Origin of the sequence: Pseudomonas sp. B13(2017), from assembly GCF_002113245.1 — a bacterium.
In the GTDB taxonomy this organism is placed as follows: domain Bacteria; phylum Pseudomonadota; class Gammaproteobacteria; order Pseudomonadales; family Pseudomonadaceae; genus Aquipseudomonas; species Aquipseudomonas putida_Z.
In genome coordinates, this window is the sequence record NZ_NEJX01000011.1 from 1 (window position 1) to 16,354 (window position 16,354).

A 16,354-nucleotide genomic window follows, 5' to 3' on the forward strand; every position below is an offset into this window, starting at 1 on the left:
CAGAATCGGCAGGCCGGAGCGTTCGCAGGCATTACAGGTGCCGTAGGTGTTGGGGATCTCTTCCTGCATGGCGATGTGGATGGCTTTGCTGATGCTCATCAGGAGTTCCTTTTCCAGTGATTTGACGCAACGGCCAAAACACTAGCGAGGAACGCCTTCGCGGGGGAGCAATGGGCTTCCTAAAACGTTGTAGGATTTTTCGCTTTAGTGCCCCTGTAGGAGCGGCCTTGCGTCGCGATGGGCTGCGCAGCAGCCCCAGGATCTTGAATGCGATAAAGGCCTATTGCCCCAGCATCTGCCGCACCAGCCACTGCCCCGCCGGCCCGAGCGCGCGCCGGCTCGACCAGGCCACATCCATGTCAACCCGTCGCGGGTACCCGGCCACCTGCAGCTCCACCAGCCCATTGCCAAACCGTGCCACCAGAGCCCTGGGCAGTTCGGCCCAGCCGAACCCGCGCACGGCGAACTCCAGCAGGGTGAGGTAGTCCGGTGCCGACCAGGCCTGGCCACGACCGTGGTGCAAGCTGGGGGCATAGGTCTTGATATACAGCTGCCGGACGTTCTCCAGGTGCTGCGTCTGCACCTGGGGCAATGCCGCCAACGGATGCCCGTCGGCCACGTACACCCCAAACTCTGCCTGCTCTGGCAAGCGCGCAACGGCAACGTCCGCAGGGTAACTGGGCTGGGTGGCAAGAATGCCGACATGTGCCAGGCCCTGCTGGATCAGCTCGATCACATCGGCATCTTCCGAGGGGCCGCAGCGCAGCTCGGTATGCGGGTAGTGCTGGGCGAAGCGGGCCATCACCGCGCCCTGGAAGGTCACGCTGTAGCTGTCCGACATCACCACCGAGACCAGAGCCTCGACATTTTCCGCCAGCCGCACCGCCAGGGCATCGAGCTGGGCGCTGGCATCGAGAATCGCCTCGACATGGCTCAGCACCTGCCGCCCAGCCTCGTTCAGCGTGGGGTGACGGCCGCCACGCTCGAACAACGGGCAACCCACATCGGCCTCGAAATTGGCGATGGCGATGCTGATGGTGGACTGGCTTTTGCGCAACTTGCGCGCCGCAGCGGAAAACGAACCTAGCGATGCAGCTTCGACAAAGGCGACCAGAGCTTCGGGTGAGTAGCGCATGGTATTGATAAAACCGATGGTAGCTATGTCGCGAGTATCAGTTCTATCAAAGAAAATAGGAAGCACGACTCACGCAATGGATGGAATTTGCAATGAAAAACGTCTCTTTCACCGAACGCCTGGTTCACGCCGTCGGTTATGAAGTGTTCGCCGTGCTGCTGTGTGCGCCGCTGTTGTCCTGGATCATGGGCAAGTCGCTGGCGACGGCGGGGGCGCTGGCGGTGTCCCTGTCGGTGATCGCCATGCTGTGGAACATGGTCTACAACGCGTTGGTCGATCGCTACGTGCGGGTCGAACGCATCCACTGGAAGGCCGGCGCACGCTTTGTGCACGGCCTGGGCTTCGAAGCCGGGCTGGTGGTGTGGTGCCTGCCGGTGGCGGCGTGGATGCTGGAGATTTCGTTGCTGCAGGCGTTCATGGTGGAGTTGGGCTTCTTCGTGATCATCCTGCCCTACACCGTGCTGTACAACTGGGCCTTCGACAAAGCCCGGCACCTGCTGATGCAGCGTCGCCTTGCATGAGAACTAACTGCCCTGCGCGGCCCCTCGATTTGTGCATTGTGCGGATATCCTGGGGCCGCTTCGCAGCCCTTTCGCGACACAAGGCCGCTCCTACAGGGACGGTGCAGGTTTCAGGAGCGGCTTTCGCCGCGAACACCGGCGCAGCCGGTGCCATCAGCCAATAAAAAACGGGGCATGCCATCGCTGGCCTACCCCGTTTTTCAAACCGTTAAAGCGCCTCAGGCAACCTTGACGATCCAGCCAGCCGGTGCTTCCACGTCACCGCTCTGGATACCGGTCAGCTCATTGTAGAGCTTCTGGGTAACCGGGCCGACCTTTTCCAGGTCGTGGAACACGTGCAGCTTGCCGTTGTACTCGATGCCGCCGATCGGGGTGATCACCGCAGCGGTACCGCAGGCGCCGGCTTCGATGAAGCGGTCCAGCTTGTTGATTTCCACATCGCCTTCGATCACGGTCAGGCCCAGGCGCGATTGCGCCAGTTCCATCAGCGACAGGCGGGTGATGCCTGGCAGCACCGAAGCCGATTTCGGGGTGACGAACTCGTTGTTGGCGGTGATGCCGAAGAAGTTGGCCGAACCGACTTCCTCGATCTTGGTGTGGGTCAGCGGGTCGAGGTAGATGGCGTCGGCGAAGTTGGCTTTCTTCGCTTCTGCACCCGGCTGCAGGCTGGCGGCGTAGTTGCCACCGACCTTGGCCGCGCCAGTGCCTTGTGGGGCTGCGCGGTCGAAGCTGGAGATCTGGAAGTTGTGCGGCTTCATGCCGCCCTTGAAGTACGAGCCAACCGGGATGGCGAAGATCGAGAAGATGAACTCGGGGGCGGTGCGCACGCCAATGTTGTCACCGGTGCCGATCACGAACGGACGCAGGTAGAGGGCGCCTTTACCATGCGGTGGCACGAACTTCTCGTTGGCCTTGACCACTTGCTTGCACGCCTCGATGAACACATCGGTCGGCACCTGCGGCATCAGCAGGCGGGCGCAGCTGCGCTGCATGCGGGCGGCGTTCTGGTCCGGGCGGAACAGGTTGATCGAACCGTCCTTGCAACGGTAGGCCTTGAGGCCTTCGAAGCACTGCTGGCCGTAGTGCAGGGCCGTGGAGCCTTCACTGATGTGCAGTACGTTGTCTTCGGTCAGGGTGCCTTTGTCCCACTCGCCATTGCGCCATACGGACAGGTAGCGTTTGTCGGTCTTGATGTAGTCGAAACCCAGCTTGTCCCAATTAATGCTTTCGTTGCTCATGACACCCTCATTGTCTTGCAAGTGCCCGATTGCTCGGGCTGCTGTTATATGCGCACCACGCCACCATAATACATCCGTGGCAGATCGGGAACGGCCAGTCACGAATTGATAGCCTGCAATGCATTCATTGCGGCTTCTACAGGTGCAGGTACTCGTCCAGCGCCAGCTGGTCGAGCAGTACCTGGTCGTGGGACGCCACCACCAGCGCCCCGCGAAACTGCCCGAGCATGTGTTCCAGTGCGGCCAGAGACGGCAGGTCCAGGTGGTTGCCCGGTTCGTCCAGCAGCAACAGGTCGAGCGGCCGTTCGCGGTACAGCACGGCGGCCAGTGCCGCCTTCATCCGCTCACCGCCGCTGAGCAGGCCGCTGGGCAGTTCGATGCGGGCCGCATCCAGGCCCAGTTGCGCCAGGCGGCTGCGCAAGTCGCCCTGGGCCAGGGTCGGGTTTGCCTGGCGCAGGTGGTCGAGCACGCTGGTGTGGCCTGGTAGTGCGCTGCAGTGCTGGTCGAGCAGGGCGGTTTCACCCCTGAGGCGCAGGCGCTCGGGCGGTGCTGGCAACTCACCGTTCATCAGCCTGAGCAGGGTGGATTTGCCACTGCCATTGGCGCCGACCAGGCCCAGCCGCTGGCCCAGGCACAAGCGCAGGTTCAGTGGTTTGCGCGTGCCGCGGGGCAGGTGCAGCGCCTGCAAGGCCAGCACTTCGCGGCCCGGATGACGCTGCGGCGTGGGTGCATGCAGGGTAATGGCGCTGTCCTGCTCGACTTCGCGGGCGGCGTCACGCACTTTGCCCTGCAGCGCCTGCCGGGCGTCGCGATGGTCGCGGCGCTGCTTGCCCGCAGTGGCCTGGCTGCGTTCCTGCTGGCGGTCGACCAGGATCTTGGCCTGGTTGGCGTGCCTGGCGTTGCGCCCGGCGCGGGCCTGATGACGTTCCAGGTCTTCGCGCTGGCGCTGCAGTTCGCGCGCCTGGCGTTGCTGCTCCTGTTTCAGCCGGGCAAGTTGCTGTTGGGCCTGTGCCGTCTGGCTGGCTTTTTGGGCCGAATAGAAGCTGTAGTTGCCGCCATAGGCCTGCAAGCCCAGGCTGGACAATTCGACGATGCGCGTCATGTGCGCGAGCAGGCTGCGATCATGGCTGATCACCAGCAAGCCCCGGTCCCAGGCTTCGATCATGCTCAGCAGTTGGGCGCGGGCGTTGCTGTCCAGGTGATTGCTCGGTTCGTCGAGGATCAGGTAGTCCGCTTCGCTGAGCCAGGCGCCGACCAGCGCCACGCGCATGGCCTGGCCACCGCTCAGGCTGTGGGCGGGCTGGTGCCAGTCGAGCTGGCCCAGGCCGTGGCGTTGCAGGTGCCCCTGCAATTGCTCGCGGATATCCCAGCGTTCGCCAACGGTGTCGAAGTCACTGGGTGCGACGCTGCCTTGCTCGATGCGCTCCAGCGCAGCGAGCACCGCGCCCACCTGGGCCAGGTCGGCGACCGTGGCGCTGTGCTCGATCACCTGCTGGTCCAGAAGATGGATGCGCCCAAGGCGCCGACACTGGCCGCTGCTTGGTTCGCGCTGGCCGGCAAGTATCTGCCCGAGCAGGCTCTTGCCCACACCGTTGCGCCCGACCAGGCCGGTGCGGCGTTGGTCGAAGGTTTCGCTGAGGTCGGTAAATAACAGCCTGCCGTCAGGCAAGGCCAAGGAGACGCTGTCCAGCGTCAGGATCGACGTGTTCGTCATGCACAACTCCACAAATGCCGCGACATCTCCGGAGCGAACCGGAGGCTGAAGACTGGCCGTCGAAGGGACGGCGGCATCAATGGCGCATTGGACGAACACCTCGTGACAGGGGAATGCGTAGCCTAACGGATAGAGGCATCGTTGTCGCCGGAAAACAGATTCCGCGAGTGCGCCGCGGCCCCTGTAGGAGCGGCCTTGTGTCGCGATAGGGCTGCGAAGCAGCCCCAGGGTTTCAGCATAGAGGCACAAATTGCTGGGGCTGCTTCGCAGCCCTATCGCGACACAAGGCCGCTCCTACAAGAGCCAGGACCGCGCATGCCCCTGGTTCAGCGCCCCATCAAGCGCTTGCTCCAGTCGCCCCCGTGGCTCTGCTGGCAGGCCTCTTCACTGTCAAACCGCACATGCCAGGCCGGATGATCCAGCTGAATGCCGGCTTGTTCCAAAGCCAGGCCGGTCAGCGCCAGCATGCGTACCTTCGCGTCGCCCGCCACGGCGGCGGACTTGTCGGCCTCTCGCTCGAACACCCAGGTAATACGCAGGCTGGCCGGAAAATCCTCGGGAGCAAGACGATGGGTAAGCCAGCTGAAACCGACGATCTCCGCCTTGGCGGTTTCGCAGGCTTCGGTCAGGCAAACCACCAGTTCACGCTCCAGGCGTGCCATATCGCGCTTGTTCAGGGGTTTCACCGGGGTGCCTCGCTGCTCAAAGCCACCACTGTAACGCAGTTGCGCCACTTGTTGTCGGCCAGCCCGACAGCAATGGTTGACCACCCGCCAGCCACTGCGTAGCCTTGCCACTTCGAGGTTCTTCGGCCAGGCCGAAGCTAAGACGGGAACGCGGTACAAGCCGCGGCTGCCCCCGCAACTGTAAGCACCGACAACGGATCGACACAGCCACTGCGCCCGCGCGCGGGAAGGCGTCATCCCGCCAGCCCGCTGCACCAGCGGGCACATGGAACGGTGCGAGCCAGGAGACCTGCCTCGTCACGTTTTCGACTTTCAACCGGGCGGGGTGATCCGGTGGCGAACAAGCCCGGCCGGTCTGGCCCGTGGCTGTCGTCCTGCATGCCCGCGCCAATCTGCCAAGGGCAATGCGACATGAAAACACTGGCCAAGCTCCCCGTCACCATCGTCACCGGCTTCCTCGGCTCGGGCAAGACTACCTTGCTGCGCCACATGCTCGACAACGCCCAGGGCCGCCGCATTGCGGTGATCGTCAACGAGTTCGGCGAACTGGGCATCGACGGTGAAATCCTCAAGCAGTGCAGCATCGGTTGCACCGAAGAAGAAACCACCGGCCGCGTCTACGAACTGGCCAACGGCTGCCTGTGCTGCACCGTGCAGGAAGAGTTCTTCCCGGTGATGCGCGAGTTGGTGGCACGCCGTGGCGACCTGGACCATATCCTCATCGAAACCAGCGGCCTGGCCCTGCCCAAACCGCTGGTGCAAGCCTTCCAGTGGCCGGAAATCCGCAATGCCTGCACCGTCGACGCGGTGATCACGGTGGTCGACAGCCCTGCGGTGGCCGCCGGCACCTTCGCCGCCTACCCGGACCAGGTCGATGCCCAGCGCAAGCTCGACCCCAACCTGGACCACGAGTCGCCGCTGCACGAACTGTTCGCCGACCAGCTGGCCAGCGCCGACCTGGTGGTGCTGAACAAGGCCGACCTGATCGACGCCGAAGGCCTGGCCAAGGTCCGCGCCGAGGTGGCCGAAGAACTGCCGCCGGCGGTCAAGGTGATCGAGGCCAGCAGCGGCAAGCTGCCGCTGGAGGTGCTGCTGGGCGTGGGCGCCGAGTCCGAGGCGCACATCGATGGCCGCCGTACCCACCACGATTCGCATCATGACGGCGATGACCATGACGATCATGACCACGACGCCTTCGACTCCATCTCCATCGACCTGCCCGAAGCCGACGAAAGCCTGCTGCTCGACGCCCTGACCCAGCTGGTGGTGGAATTCGGCATCCTGCGCGCCAAAGGCTTCGCTGCCATCCCGGGCAAGCCGATGCGCCTGCTGGTACAAGGCGTGGGCACCCGTTTCGACAAGCACTTCGACCGCGCCTGGCGCGCCGACGAGCCGCGCATCACCCGCCTGGTGCTGATCGGCCAGGACCTCGACGCCGCCCAGCTGGAAGCGCGCCTGCGCCAGGCACTGGGCGCCTGACCCATGCACCTGCTGCGGACCCAGCCCGGCGGCTTCGTGCCGGATGACAGCATTGCCGACCTCGGCCAGACGCCCGCCGAGCTGGTGATTCTCTGCAGCGGCGATTCGCACCTGGCATTGCTCGCCGATACCGCCGAGCAATTGCCCGAGGATTACCCCAGCCTGCGCCTGGCCAACCCGATGCAGGTACAGAACCATGCCTCGGTCGACCTGTACGTCGACCAGGTGCTGCGCCATGCCAAGGTCATCCTGGTGTCGCTGCACGGTGGCGTCGGCTACTGGCGCTATGGCGTCGAGCAACTGGTCGAACTGGCCGGCCGTGGCGTGCAACTGATCCTGGTGCCGGGCGACGACCGCCCGGACCCGGAGCTGACCAGCCTGGGCAGTGTCAGCGGCGAGCAGGCCGAGCGCCTCTGGCACTACTTGCGCCAGGGCGGCAAGGCCAACGCCATCAACCTGTTCAATTGCCTGGCCAGCCAGTGGCTGGGCCGCGACTATGCCTGGGACGAGCCGCAGCCTTTGCCGCGCACCGCCGTGTATCACCCGGCCAAGGGCAGCGCCACGCTGGAGGACTGGTACCCGCAGTGGCATCCCGAACAGCCGGTGGCGCCACTGCTGTTCTACCGCTCGCACCTGCAGGCGGCCAACACCGCGTTCATCGATGTGTTCTGCCAGCGCCTGCAGGCCGCCGGGCTCAACCCGTTGCCGATCGCCGTGGCCAGCCTCAAGGAAAGCGCCTGCCTGGAGCAGGTCGAAGCCTGGCTGGACGAGGTGGGTGCCGAAGTGCTGGTCAACACCACCGGCTTTGCCCTGTCCAGCCCCGAACGGCCCAACCTGCGCCCGTTCCGTCGCGACATCCCGGTGCTGCAGGCCATCTGCGCGCAAGACAACCAGCCCGGCTGGGAAGCCAGCGAGCAGGGCCTGGGGGCGCGTGACCTGGCCATGCACATTGCCCTGCCCGAACTGGACGGGCGCATCATCACCCGCCCGGTCAGTTTCAAGGACATGGCCTGGCGCAGCGAGCGCAGCCAGTCCGACGTGGTCTGCTACCGCGCCCACCCCGAGCGCATGGACTTTGTCGCCGAACTGGCCCGCCGCTGGGTCGAACTGGCGCGCCTGCCGAATGCGCAAAAGCGCGTGGCCCTGGTGCTGGCCAACTACCCGACCCGGGATGGCCGCATTGGCAACGGCGTTGGCCTGGACACGCCAGCGGCGGCGCTGAACATCCTCAAGGCCCTGCGGGCCGAAGGCTATCCGCTGGCCGACTTGCCGGGCAGCGGTACGCAACTGATCCACCAGTTGCTCGGCGGCGTGACCAACGACCTCGACCATCTGGACTTGCGCCCCTGCGCGCAGAGCCTGAGCCTGGCCGACTACCAGGCCGCCTTCGAGCGCCTGCCCGAGGCCAACCGCCAGGCCGTACTGGAACGCTGGGGGCCACCGCAGCAGGACCCGATGTACCGCAGTGGCCGGCTGATGGTGGCCGGCCTGCGCTTTGGCTTGACCTTCGTCGGCATTCAGCCGGCGCGGGGCTACCAGGTGGACCCCAGCGCGGTGTACCACGACCCGGACCTGGTGCCGCCGCACGGCTACCTGGCGTTTCACTTCTGGCTGCGCCATGCCTTTGCCGCCGACGCGGTGATCCATGTCGGCAAGCATGGCAACCTCGAATGGCTGCCCGGCAAGGGCGTCGGGTTGTCGGCGCAGTGCTGGCCGGACGCCTTGCTCGGCCCGCTGCCGAACATCTACCCGTTCATCGTCAACGACCCGGGCGAGGGTGCCCAGGCCAAGCGCCGCACCCAGGCGGTGATCATCGACCACCTGATGCCGCCGCTGACCCGTGCCGAAACCTATGGCCCGTTGCGCCACCTGGAGCAATTGGCCGACGAGTTCTACGAAGCGCAGCTGCTCGACCCGCGACGCGCCCGCGAGTTGCAGCGCGACATTCTCGAACTGGTCAAGGCCAACCACATCGACCGCGAACTGCAACTGGAAGGCCAACTGGACGATGCCGCCGTGTGGCTGCCGCGCCTGGACACCTACCTGTGCGACCTGAAGGAATCGCAGATTCGCGATGGTCTGCATGTGTTCGGCCAGTCCCCGGAAGGCCGGCTGCGCCTGGATACCCTGCTGGCGCTGTTGCGGGTCGAGCGTGGCGACGGTCGCGGCGGCAATGCCAGCCTGCTGCGGGCTTTGGCCAAGGCGCTGGTGCCGGGTTTCGACCCGCTCGATTGCGAGCTCGGGCAGCCGTGGCAGGGCGCACGCCCCGAGCAGTTGCAGGCCATGAGCAGCGAACCCTGGCGCACCTGTGGCGATACCCGCGAACGCCTCGAAGTGTTGGCGCTGCAGGTAATCGACCAGGCGCTGGGCGGAACAGCACAGTTACCAGCCCAGAGCGAATGGCAGCCGGTGCACGATGTGGTGCAGGCGCTGCGCGAAGCGGTGGCACCCAGCCTGGACGCCTGCGGCAGCGCCGAAATGAATGGCCTGCTGGCGGCGCTGGCCGGGCGTTTCGTGCCCGCCGGCCCCAGTGGCGCGCCCAGCCGTGGGCGCCTGGACGTGCTGCCCACCGGTCGCAACTTCTATACCGTGGACGTGCGCAACCTGCCCACCACCACCGCCTGGCGCCTGGGCTTCGCCTCGGCCAACCTGATCCTCGAACGCCACCTGCAGGACCACGGCGATCACCTGCGCCAACTCGGCCTTTCGGTGTGGGGCACGGCAACCATGCGTACCGGTGGCGACGACATCGCCCAGGCCATGGCGCTGATGGGCGTGCGACCGGTGTGGGCCACCGGCAGCCAGCGGGTCGACGATTTCGAGATCCTGCCGCTCAGCCTGCTCGACCGCCCGCGGGTGGACGTGACCTTGCGCGTTTCCGGCTTTTTCCGTGATGCCTTCGGCAACCTCATCCGCCTGTTCGATGCCGCAGTGCAGGCGGTGGCCGCGCTGGACGAACCCGACGATCTCAACCCCCTGGCCGCCCGCGTGCGTAGCGAGCGTGCCGCGCTGCAGGCGCAGGGCGTGGACGCCGAGCAGGCCGCGCGCCAGGCTGGCTGGCGGGTGTTCGGTGCCAAGCCCGGGGCCTACGGCGCCGGGGTGCAGAACGCCATCGACGGGCGCCTGTGGCACAGCCGCGACGACCTGGCCGAGGTCTACCTCAACCACGGCGGCTATGCCTACGGCACCAGCGACGACGGTACCCCGGCCCGCGCCCAGTTCGCCCAGCGCCTGGCCAAGGTGCAGGCGGTGCTGCAGAACCAGGACAACCACGAACACGACCTGCTCGATTCCAACGACTACTACCAGTTCCAGGGTGGCATGCTGGCGGCGTCGGAAACCTTGTCCGGTGCGGCAGTGGCCAGTTACCACGGCGACCACAGCCAGGCCGACCGGCCGCGCATCCGCACCCTCAAGGAAGAGCTGAACCGGGTCATCCGCGCCCGGGCGCTGAACCCGAAGTGGATCGACGGGGTCAAGCGCCATGGCTACAAAGGCGCCTTCGAGATGGCGGCGACGGTCGACAACCTGTTCGCCTTCGACGCCACCACGCAGCTGATCGACGACCATCATTACCAGGCGCTGGCCGATGCCTACGTGCTCGACCCGGCGACCCGCGACTTCATGCGCGAGCACAACCCCGAGGCCCTGCGCGACCTTACCGAGCGTTTGCTGGAGGCCCAGCAGCGCGGCCTGTGGCAGGCGCCTGGCGACTACCGCGAAGCCCTCGAGGAACAACTGCTCGACGGCGAGGAACAGGCTTGAAATGAGTGAACCCGTGCAATTTCCACTGGCAGCCGTGGTCGGTGCCGACGACCTGAAACTGGCGCTGTGCCTGACCGCCATCGACCCGAAGATCGGCGGCGTGCTGATCGAGGGGCCGCGTGGCATGGCCAAGAGCACCCTTGCCCGTGGCTTGGCCGACCTGCTCGGCGAGGGCCCGTTCGTCACCCTGCCACTGGGCGCCAGCGAAGAACGGTTGGTCGGCACCCTCGACCTGGATGCCGCGCTGGGGCAGGGCAAGGCGCAGTTTTCCCCGGGGGTGCTGGCCCAGGCCGATGGCGGCGTGCTGTATGTCGATGAGGTCAACCTGCTGCCCGATACCCTGGTCGACCTGCTGCTCGATGTGGCGGCCAGTGGCACCAACCGCATCGAGCGCGACGGCATCTCGCACCGGCACAGTGCCCGCTTCGTACTGATCGGCACCATGAACCCGGAGGAGGGCGAACTGCGCCCGCAGTTGCTCGACCGCTTTGGCCTCAACGTGGCCCTGGAAGGCTTGCCCGAGCCTGAAGCGCGCCAGCAGATCATTCGCCGCCGCCTGGCCTTCGACAGCGACCCGCAGGCCTTCTGCGCGCAATGGGCCGAGGCCCAGGCGCAATTGCGCGAGCGCTGCCAGGCGGCGCGCCAGGCCCTGGCCGGCATTGCCCTGGACGACCAGGCCCTGGCCTGGATCACCGAACGCTGCTACGCCGCCGGGGTCGACGGCCTGCGCGCCGACCTGGTCTGGCTGCGCGCCGCACGCGCCCACTGTGCCTGGCGCGGTGGCGAGGCCATCGAAGAGGCCGATGTCGATGCAGTGGCCGAGTTCGCCTTGCGCCATCGCCGCCGCGTTGCGCCCCAGGCCACCCCCCCTGCGGCACCGCAGCAGCCTGAGCAACAACCCGATCGGCAAGGCGCAGGCAACCCTGGCGAACAGGGCGGGCAGGGCGACTGGGGCGCGATGGCGGCGCAGCCGGTGGCCAGCGGCGCCCGCCGCGAGGTGCCGAACTGGGCAAAAAAGCCCTGAGCATCCCCCTGCCACCTGCCAAAGGGGCGGATGCCAAAGCAGGCGCAGGCAAGCAGTACGGTGCCAGCCGAGGCCGGGCGCACAGTGCCGCGGCCGGTCGGGTGGCCTGGCTGCCGACCCTGCTCAAGGGCCGGCCACGCCAGCGCCAGGACCTGTGCTGGCAACAACGCCAGAGCAGGCCCGCAGAACTGTGGCTGATAATCGTCGATGCGTCGGCCTCGACCCGCCGCCACCAGGCGTTGGCACAAACCAAAGGGCTGCTGGCGGCGCTGTTCGACCAGGCCTACCGCCAGCGTGCCCGGCTGGCCCTGCTTACCGCCAGCGGGCGCACGCCGCAGTGGCAGCGCCACGGCCTGAAGGCCTCGGCCGCTTTGCAACCCTGGCTGCAAGCCTTGGGTGCCGGTGGCGGCACGCCGTTGATCGCAGCACTGGAACAGGCTCGGCACTGGTTGCAGGCGCGGCAACGGGCCCACCCTGAAGAAGCATTGCGCTGCCTGGTGTTTACCGATGGTCGTCTGCAGCACTGGAATGCCGTGCAGCCAATGCCGTGTGCCACTTTGCTGGTGGACATGGAGCTGGCGCCGGTGCGCCTGGGCCGTGCGCAGCGTCTGGCGCAACAACTTCAGGCTGATTACCAGCACCTGCAACAGTTCAGGTTGGTGGATTGAAAAAGTATCGATGCGACACTATGTCGCAATAAGAAAAGTTGCCAGAACAGCAACCCGGAAGTTGTACAAGTGCGTGGCGGTGCACGCACTTGGTTTGCCGGCCGATATTATTTCGGCATTGACCACGGTTGCAGGTCGTAACCTTTTTCGCACAGTTCGGCGCGCACTTCCTCGATCAGGCTGGCCCACTGGGCCGGGTCGGAGTAGATACGCGAGGACACTTGCTTGCTGCCGATGCGGGTGCTGGTCCGGTCGATCACTGCCAGGCTCAGTTCACCAGTACCGTTGGGTGCATCCCAGGCTACGCACTGGAAAGGTTCGAAGGCGTGGTCGGCAATCAGCAGTGCTTCGTTGACACGGAGCGGGGCATTCATGGTTCGGTCTCTCTATGGTCCCAAACATCCAGGTAAGTCCGCGTTGCTTCAAAGTCGCCTCGGTTATCGCGAAGTGCAGCGCGGGGTTATGTGTACTGATGCTCGTTGTCCGGGGGCGAGTCACACATTGGTTGTAAAAAAATTTGCCAGGTTCGAATCCGTTCTTGCCCATGCCGCCATGTGATGTCGATAAAGTGCGAAAATTCCCGTCACTGATTGTAAAAAAATGATTCGGCAGACAGACGGTACTGGGAACCGTCAACTTCGTTGCTACTGTTAATCGGGCGCCACAACTTACTGTTTTATTTCAAAAAACCGAAAACTGGCGCCAAGGATCGGTCATGCAGCAGCCTGCCGTTCTACGCCGTTTGCTCATCGTCGACCCCTGCGATGACTGCCACCGTTTGTTGCCTGGATTGCGCAGCGCAGGCTGGGATGTGGACAGTTGCATGCTAGGTGCCGCCCTGGATCATCCTTGCGATGTGGGCCTGTTGCGCTTGCAGGCGTCGCACCTCAGGCGCCCGGACGGGGTCAAGGACTTGATCAAGCGCAGCAACACCGAATGGATTGCCGTGCTCAGCGCCGAACAGCTGCGCATGCCGGCCGTCGGCGATTTCGTTTGTGAATGGTTCTTCGACTTCCACACCTTGCCGTTCGACGTTTCCCGCGTGCAGGTCACCCTGGGCCGGGCCTTCGGCATGGCGCGCCTGCGTGGCAAAGGGCTGGCGAGGGTGGATGAAACCAGCCACGAGCTGCTCGGTGACAGCCGCCCGATCCGCGAGTTGCGCAAGCTGCTGGGCAAGCTGGCGCCTACTGAATCGCCGGTGCTGATCCGCGGTGAAAGCGGTACCGGCAAGGAACTGGTGGCCCGCACCCTGCACCGTCAGTCGCAACGCAGCGAGCAGCCGTTCATTGCCATCAACTGCGGGGCGATCCCCGAGCACCTGATCCAGTCGGAACTGTTCGGCCATGAGAAGGGCGCCTTCACCGGTGCTCATCAGCGCAAGGCCGGGCGCATCGAAGCGGCCCATGGTGGTACGTTGTTCCTCGACGAAATTGGCGACCTGCCGCTGGAGTTGCAGGCCAACTTGTTGCGCTTTCTGCAAGAAAAGCACATCGAACGCGTGGGGGGCAGCCAGCCGATCCCGGTGGATGTGCGGGTGCTGGCGGCTACCCACGTGGACCTGGAAAGGGCCATCGAGCAAGGGCGTTTTCGCGAAGACCTGTATTACCGCCTTAACGTGTTGCAGGTTGTGACCGCGCCTTTGCGCGACCGGCATGGCGACCTGTCGATGCTGGCCAGCCATTTTGCCCATTTCTACAGCCTGGAAACCGGGCGTCGACCGCGTTCGTTCAGCGACCATGCCCTGGCGGCCATGGGCCGGCATGACTGGCCGGGCAATGTCCGCGAGTTGGCCAACCGTGTGCGGCGCGGGTTGGTGCTGGCCGAAGGTCGGCAAATCGAGGCGCAGGACCTGGGATTGCAGACCCTTGACCAGATGCAGCAACCGCTGGGTACGCTGGAGGAGTACAAGCACCGGGCCGAGCGCCAGGCGCTGTGCGATGTACTCAGCCGGCACAGTGACAACCTGAGCGTGGCGGCCAAGGTGCTAGGTATATCGCGGCCGACTTTCTATCGGTTGCTGCACAAGCATCAGATTCGCTGAGCAGCAGCGCAAAGGTCATGTACTGGCGTGATTCCTGTGGGAGCGGGCATGCCCGCGAAGCAGGCGCCGCGGTGGATGGCACCGGCTACGCCGGTGTTCGCGGGCATGCCCGCTCCTACACTGACCGTGCAGGCTTCAAGGTCTTTGATTCAGGCCATTGCCTCTACAGGCATGGCGCCAGCCCCGGGACCTTGCGCGATCCCTGTGGGAGCGGGCATGCCCGCGAAGTAGGCGCCGCGGTGGATGGCACCGGCTACGCCGGTGTTCGCGGGCATGCCCGCTCCTACACTGACCGTGCAGGCTTCAAGGTCTTTGATTCAGGCCATTGCCTCTACAGGCATGGCGCCAGCCCCGGGACCTTGCGCGATCCCTGTGGGAGCGGGCATGCCCGCGAAGTAGGCGCCGCGGTGGATGGCACCGGCTACGCCGGTGTTCGCGGGCATGCCCGCTCCTACACTGACCGTGCAGGCTTCAAGGTCTTTGATTCAGGCCATTGCCACTACAGGCCTGGCGCCAGCCCCGGGGCCTTGCGCGATCCCTGTGGGAGCGGGTTCACCCGCGAAGCAGGCGCTGCGGTGGATGGCACCGGCTACGCCGGTGTTCGCGGGCCTGCCCGCTCCCACACTGACCGTACAGGCTTCAAGGTCCTCTACAGGCAGGGCGCCAAGCCTGGGCCCTGCGCGATCCCTGTAGGAGCGGCCTTGTGTCGCGATCGGGCGCGCAGCGGCCGCCAAACCTGCATCCCGTATCTCCCTGACACACGGCAGCGCCTGAATTGCGGCCGCTGCGCGGCCGATCGCGACACAAGGCCGCTCCTACAACGGACAGGCTTCACAATTATTAACAAAGTATCAAATGAGACAAAATTGACTCATTTTGCCTTCGCCAATATCATTCGGGCCGTTTTTCCATCTAAAGCTCGGGTGAATCATGAGCAACTTGCGTGCAATAGGAATGGCCAGCTGCCTGGCGGCAGCAGTCGCGCTGGCCGGCTGCGGCGAAGCGGAAGCGCCGCCGTCTGCGGCCCAAAGCGCCTTTCCGGTGCAGACCGTGACGGTCGCCAGCGAACCCCTGACCCTGGCGGCAACCCTGCCGGGCCGGGTCGAACCCATGCGTGTCGCCGAGGTGCGCGCACGGGTGGCCGGCATCGTCCTGCACAAGCGTTTTGAAGAGGGCGCCGACGTCAAGGCCGGCGATGTGCTGTTCCAGATCGACCCTGCGCCATTCAAGGCCGCGCTGGCACGCGCCGAAGCCGACCTGGCCAAAGCCCGGTCGGTAATGCTCGAAGTCCAGGCGCGGGTGCGCCGCTACGAACCCTTGGTGAAAATCGAGGCGGTCAGCCAGCAGGATTTCGACACCGCCAGCGCCGAGCTGCGCAGCGGCCAGGCCGCGGTGCGTTCGGCCCAGGCCGATGTCGAGACCGCGCGCCTGAACCTGGGCTATGCCACGGTCAAGGCGCCGATCTCTGGCCGCATCGGCCGCGCACTGGTCACCGAAGGTGCACTGGTAGGGCAGGGTGACGCCACGCTGATGGCGCGTATCCAGCAGCTCGACCCGATCTACGTCGATTTCACCCAGTCCGCCGCCGATGCCTTGCGCCTGCGCCAGGCACTGAAGGACGGCGCGCTGGCGGCCGGTGACCAGCAGGCCCTGACCGCCCGGGTGGAAGGCACCGACTATGAGCGCCCGGGCGCGCTGATGTTCACCGACGTCGCGGTCGACCGCGGTACCGGCCAGGTCACCCTGCGCGGCCGCTTCGACAACGCCGACGGCATCCTGCTGCCGGGCATGTACGTGCGCGTGCGCACCCCGCAAGGCACCGACAACCAAGCCATCCTCGTCCCGCAGCGCGCCATCCAGCGCGGCAGCGACGGTGAAGCGCGGGTGATGCTGGTGGGCATTGGCGGGGTTGCCGAGGCGCGCAGCGTGCGCACCGGTGCCATGCACGGTGCCCGCTGGCAGGTGACCGAGGGCCTGCGCCCGGGTGACCAGGTGATCGTTGGCAGCCCTGCCGGCCTGGCCCCGGGCATGCCGGTGGCACCGGCCCCGGCGCAACAAGCCGCGGCGCGTTGAGGCGAGGGTT

The 16,354-nt window shown here is 65.7% G+C and carries 12 protein-coding genes and 1 riboswitch; of the genes, 7 read left to right on the plus strand and 5 right to left on the minus strand.

Annotated elements, in window-relative coordinates; all coding sequences use genetic code 11:
- Positions 1-280: 280 nt before the first annotated feature.
- Positions 281-1,135, minus strand: a complete 855-nt coding sequence (locus CAG44_RS15390; protein WP_085692447.1) for a LysR family transcriptional regulator — start codon at positions 1,133-1,135, stop codon at positions 281-283.
- 92 nt (positions 1,136-1,227) lie between these two features.
- Here CAG44_RS15390 and CAG44_RS15395 point away from each other — a divergent pair, with 92 nt between their 5' ends.
- On the plus strand, positions 1,228-1,656 hold the full coding sequence (locus CAG44_RS15395) for a multidrug/biocide efflux PACE transporter (protein WP_085692448.1): 429 nt from the start codon (positions 1,228-1,230) through the stop codon (positions 1,654-1,656).
- A gap of 218 nt (positions 1,657-1,874) precedes the next feature.
- Here CAG44_RS15395 and CAG44_RS15400 read toward each other — a convergent pair whose 3' ends face one another.
- From CAG44_RS15400 to CAG44_RS15410, 3 genes are all read right to left on the minus strand, one after another.
- Positions 1,875-2,894, minus strand: coding sequence for a branched-chain amino acid aminotransferase (locus tag CAG44_RS15400; protein WP_013972500.1), 1,020 nt, complete (start codon positions 2,892-2,894; stop codon positions 1,875-1,877).
- 136 nt (positions 2,895-3,030) lie between these two features.
- Positions 3,031-4,608, minus strand: a complete 1,578-nt coding sequence (locus tag CAG44_RS15405) for an ATP-binding cassette domain-containing protein (RefSeq protein ID WP_085588384.1) — start codon at positions 4,606-4,608, stop codon at positions 3,031-3,033.
- A gap of 326 nt (positions 4,609-4,934) precedes the next feature.
- Entirely contained in the window at positions 4,935-5,294 is a 360-nt protein-coding gene (locus CAG44_RS15410; RefSeq protein ID WP_085588739.1) for a hypothetical protein, read from the minus strand.
- A gap of 98 nt (positions 5,295-5,392) precedes the next feature.
- Positions 5,393-5,606, plus strand: a riboswitch (cobalamin riboswitch).
- A gap of 99 nt (positions 5,607-5,705) precedes the next feature.
- Between CAG44_RS15410 and cobW the strand changes: the two genes are divergently transcribed.
- The 4 genes from cobW (at position 5,706) to CAG44_RS15430 (ending at position 12,230) form a co-directional block, all read left to right on the plus strand.
- Positions 5,706-6,773, plus strand: coding sequence for a cobalamin biosynthesis protein CobW (cobW, locus tag CAG44_RS15415; protein WP_085692449.1), 1,068 nt, complete (start codon positions 5,706-5,708; stop codon positions 6,771-6,773).
- 3 nt (positions 6,774-6,776) lie between these two features.
- Positions 6,777-10,538 carry a cobaltochelatase subunit CobN gene (cobN, locus tag CAG44_RS15420; protein WP_085692450.1) on the plus strand — a complete coding sequence of 1,254 codons (3,762 nt, stop codon included), beginning with the start codon at positions 6,777-6,779 and terminating at the stop codon, positions 10,536-10,538.
- A gap of 1 nt (position 10,539) precedes the next feature.
- Positions 10,540-11,562: an ATP-binding protein gene (locus CAG44_RS15425; RefSeq protein ID WP_085692451.1), complete on the plus strand. Its 1,023-nt coding sequence runs from the start codon at positions 10,540-10,542 to the stop codon at positions 11,560-11,562.
- 101 nt (positions 11,563-11,663) lie between these two features.
- Positions 11,664-12,230, plus strand: coding sequence for a VWA domain-containing protein (locus tag CAG44_RS15430; RefSeq protein WP_085588392.1), 567 nt, complete (start codon positions 11,664-11,666; stop codon positions 12,228-12,230).
- A gap of 107 nt (positions 12,231-12,337) precedes the next feature.
- Here CAG44_RS15430 and CAG44_RS15435 read toward each other — a convergent pair whose 3' ends face one another.
- On the minus strand, positions 12,338-12,604 hold the full coding sequence (locus CAG44_RS15435; protein WP_013972506.1) for a hypothetical protein: 267 nt from the start codon (positions 12,602-12,604) through the stop codon (positions 12,338-12,340).
- A gap of 341 nt (positions 12,605-12,945) precedes the next feature.
- Between CAG44_RS15435 and CAG44_RS15440 the strand changes: the two genes are divergently transcribed.
- Complete coding sequence (locus CAG44_RS15440) at positions 12,946-14,271, plus strand: sigma-54 dependent transcriptional regulator (RefSeq protein ID WP_085692452.1); 1,326 nt, start codon at positions 12,946-12,948, stop codon at positions 14,269-14,271.
- 930 nt (positions 14,272-15,201) lie between these two features.
- Positions 15,202-16,344, plus strand: coding sequence for a MexC family multidrug efflux RND transporter periplasmic adaptor subunit (locus tag CAG44_RS15455; RefSeq protein WP_085692454.1), 1,143 nt, complete (start codon positions 15,202-15,204; stop codon positions 16,342-16,344).
- The last annotated feature ends 10 nt before the right edge of the window (positions 16,345-16,354 follow it).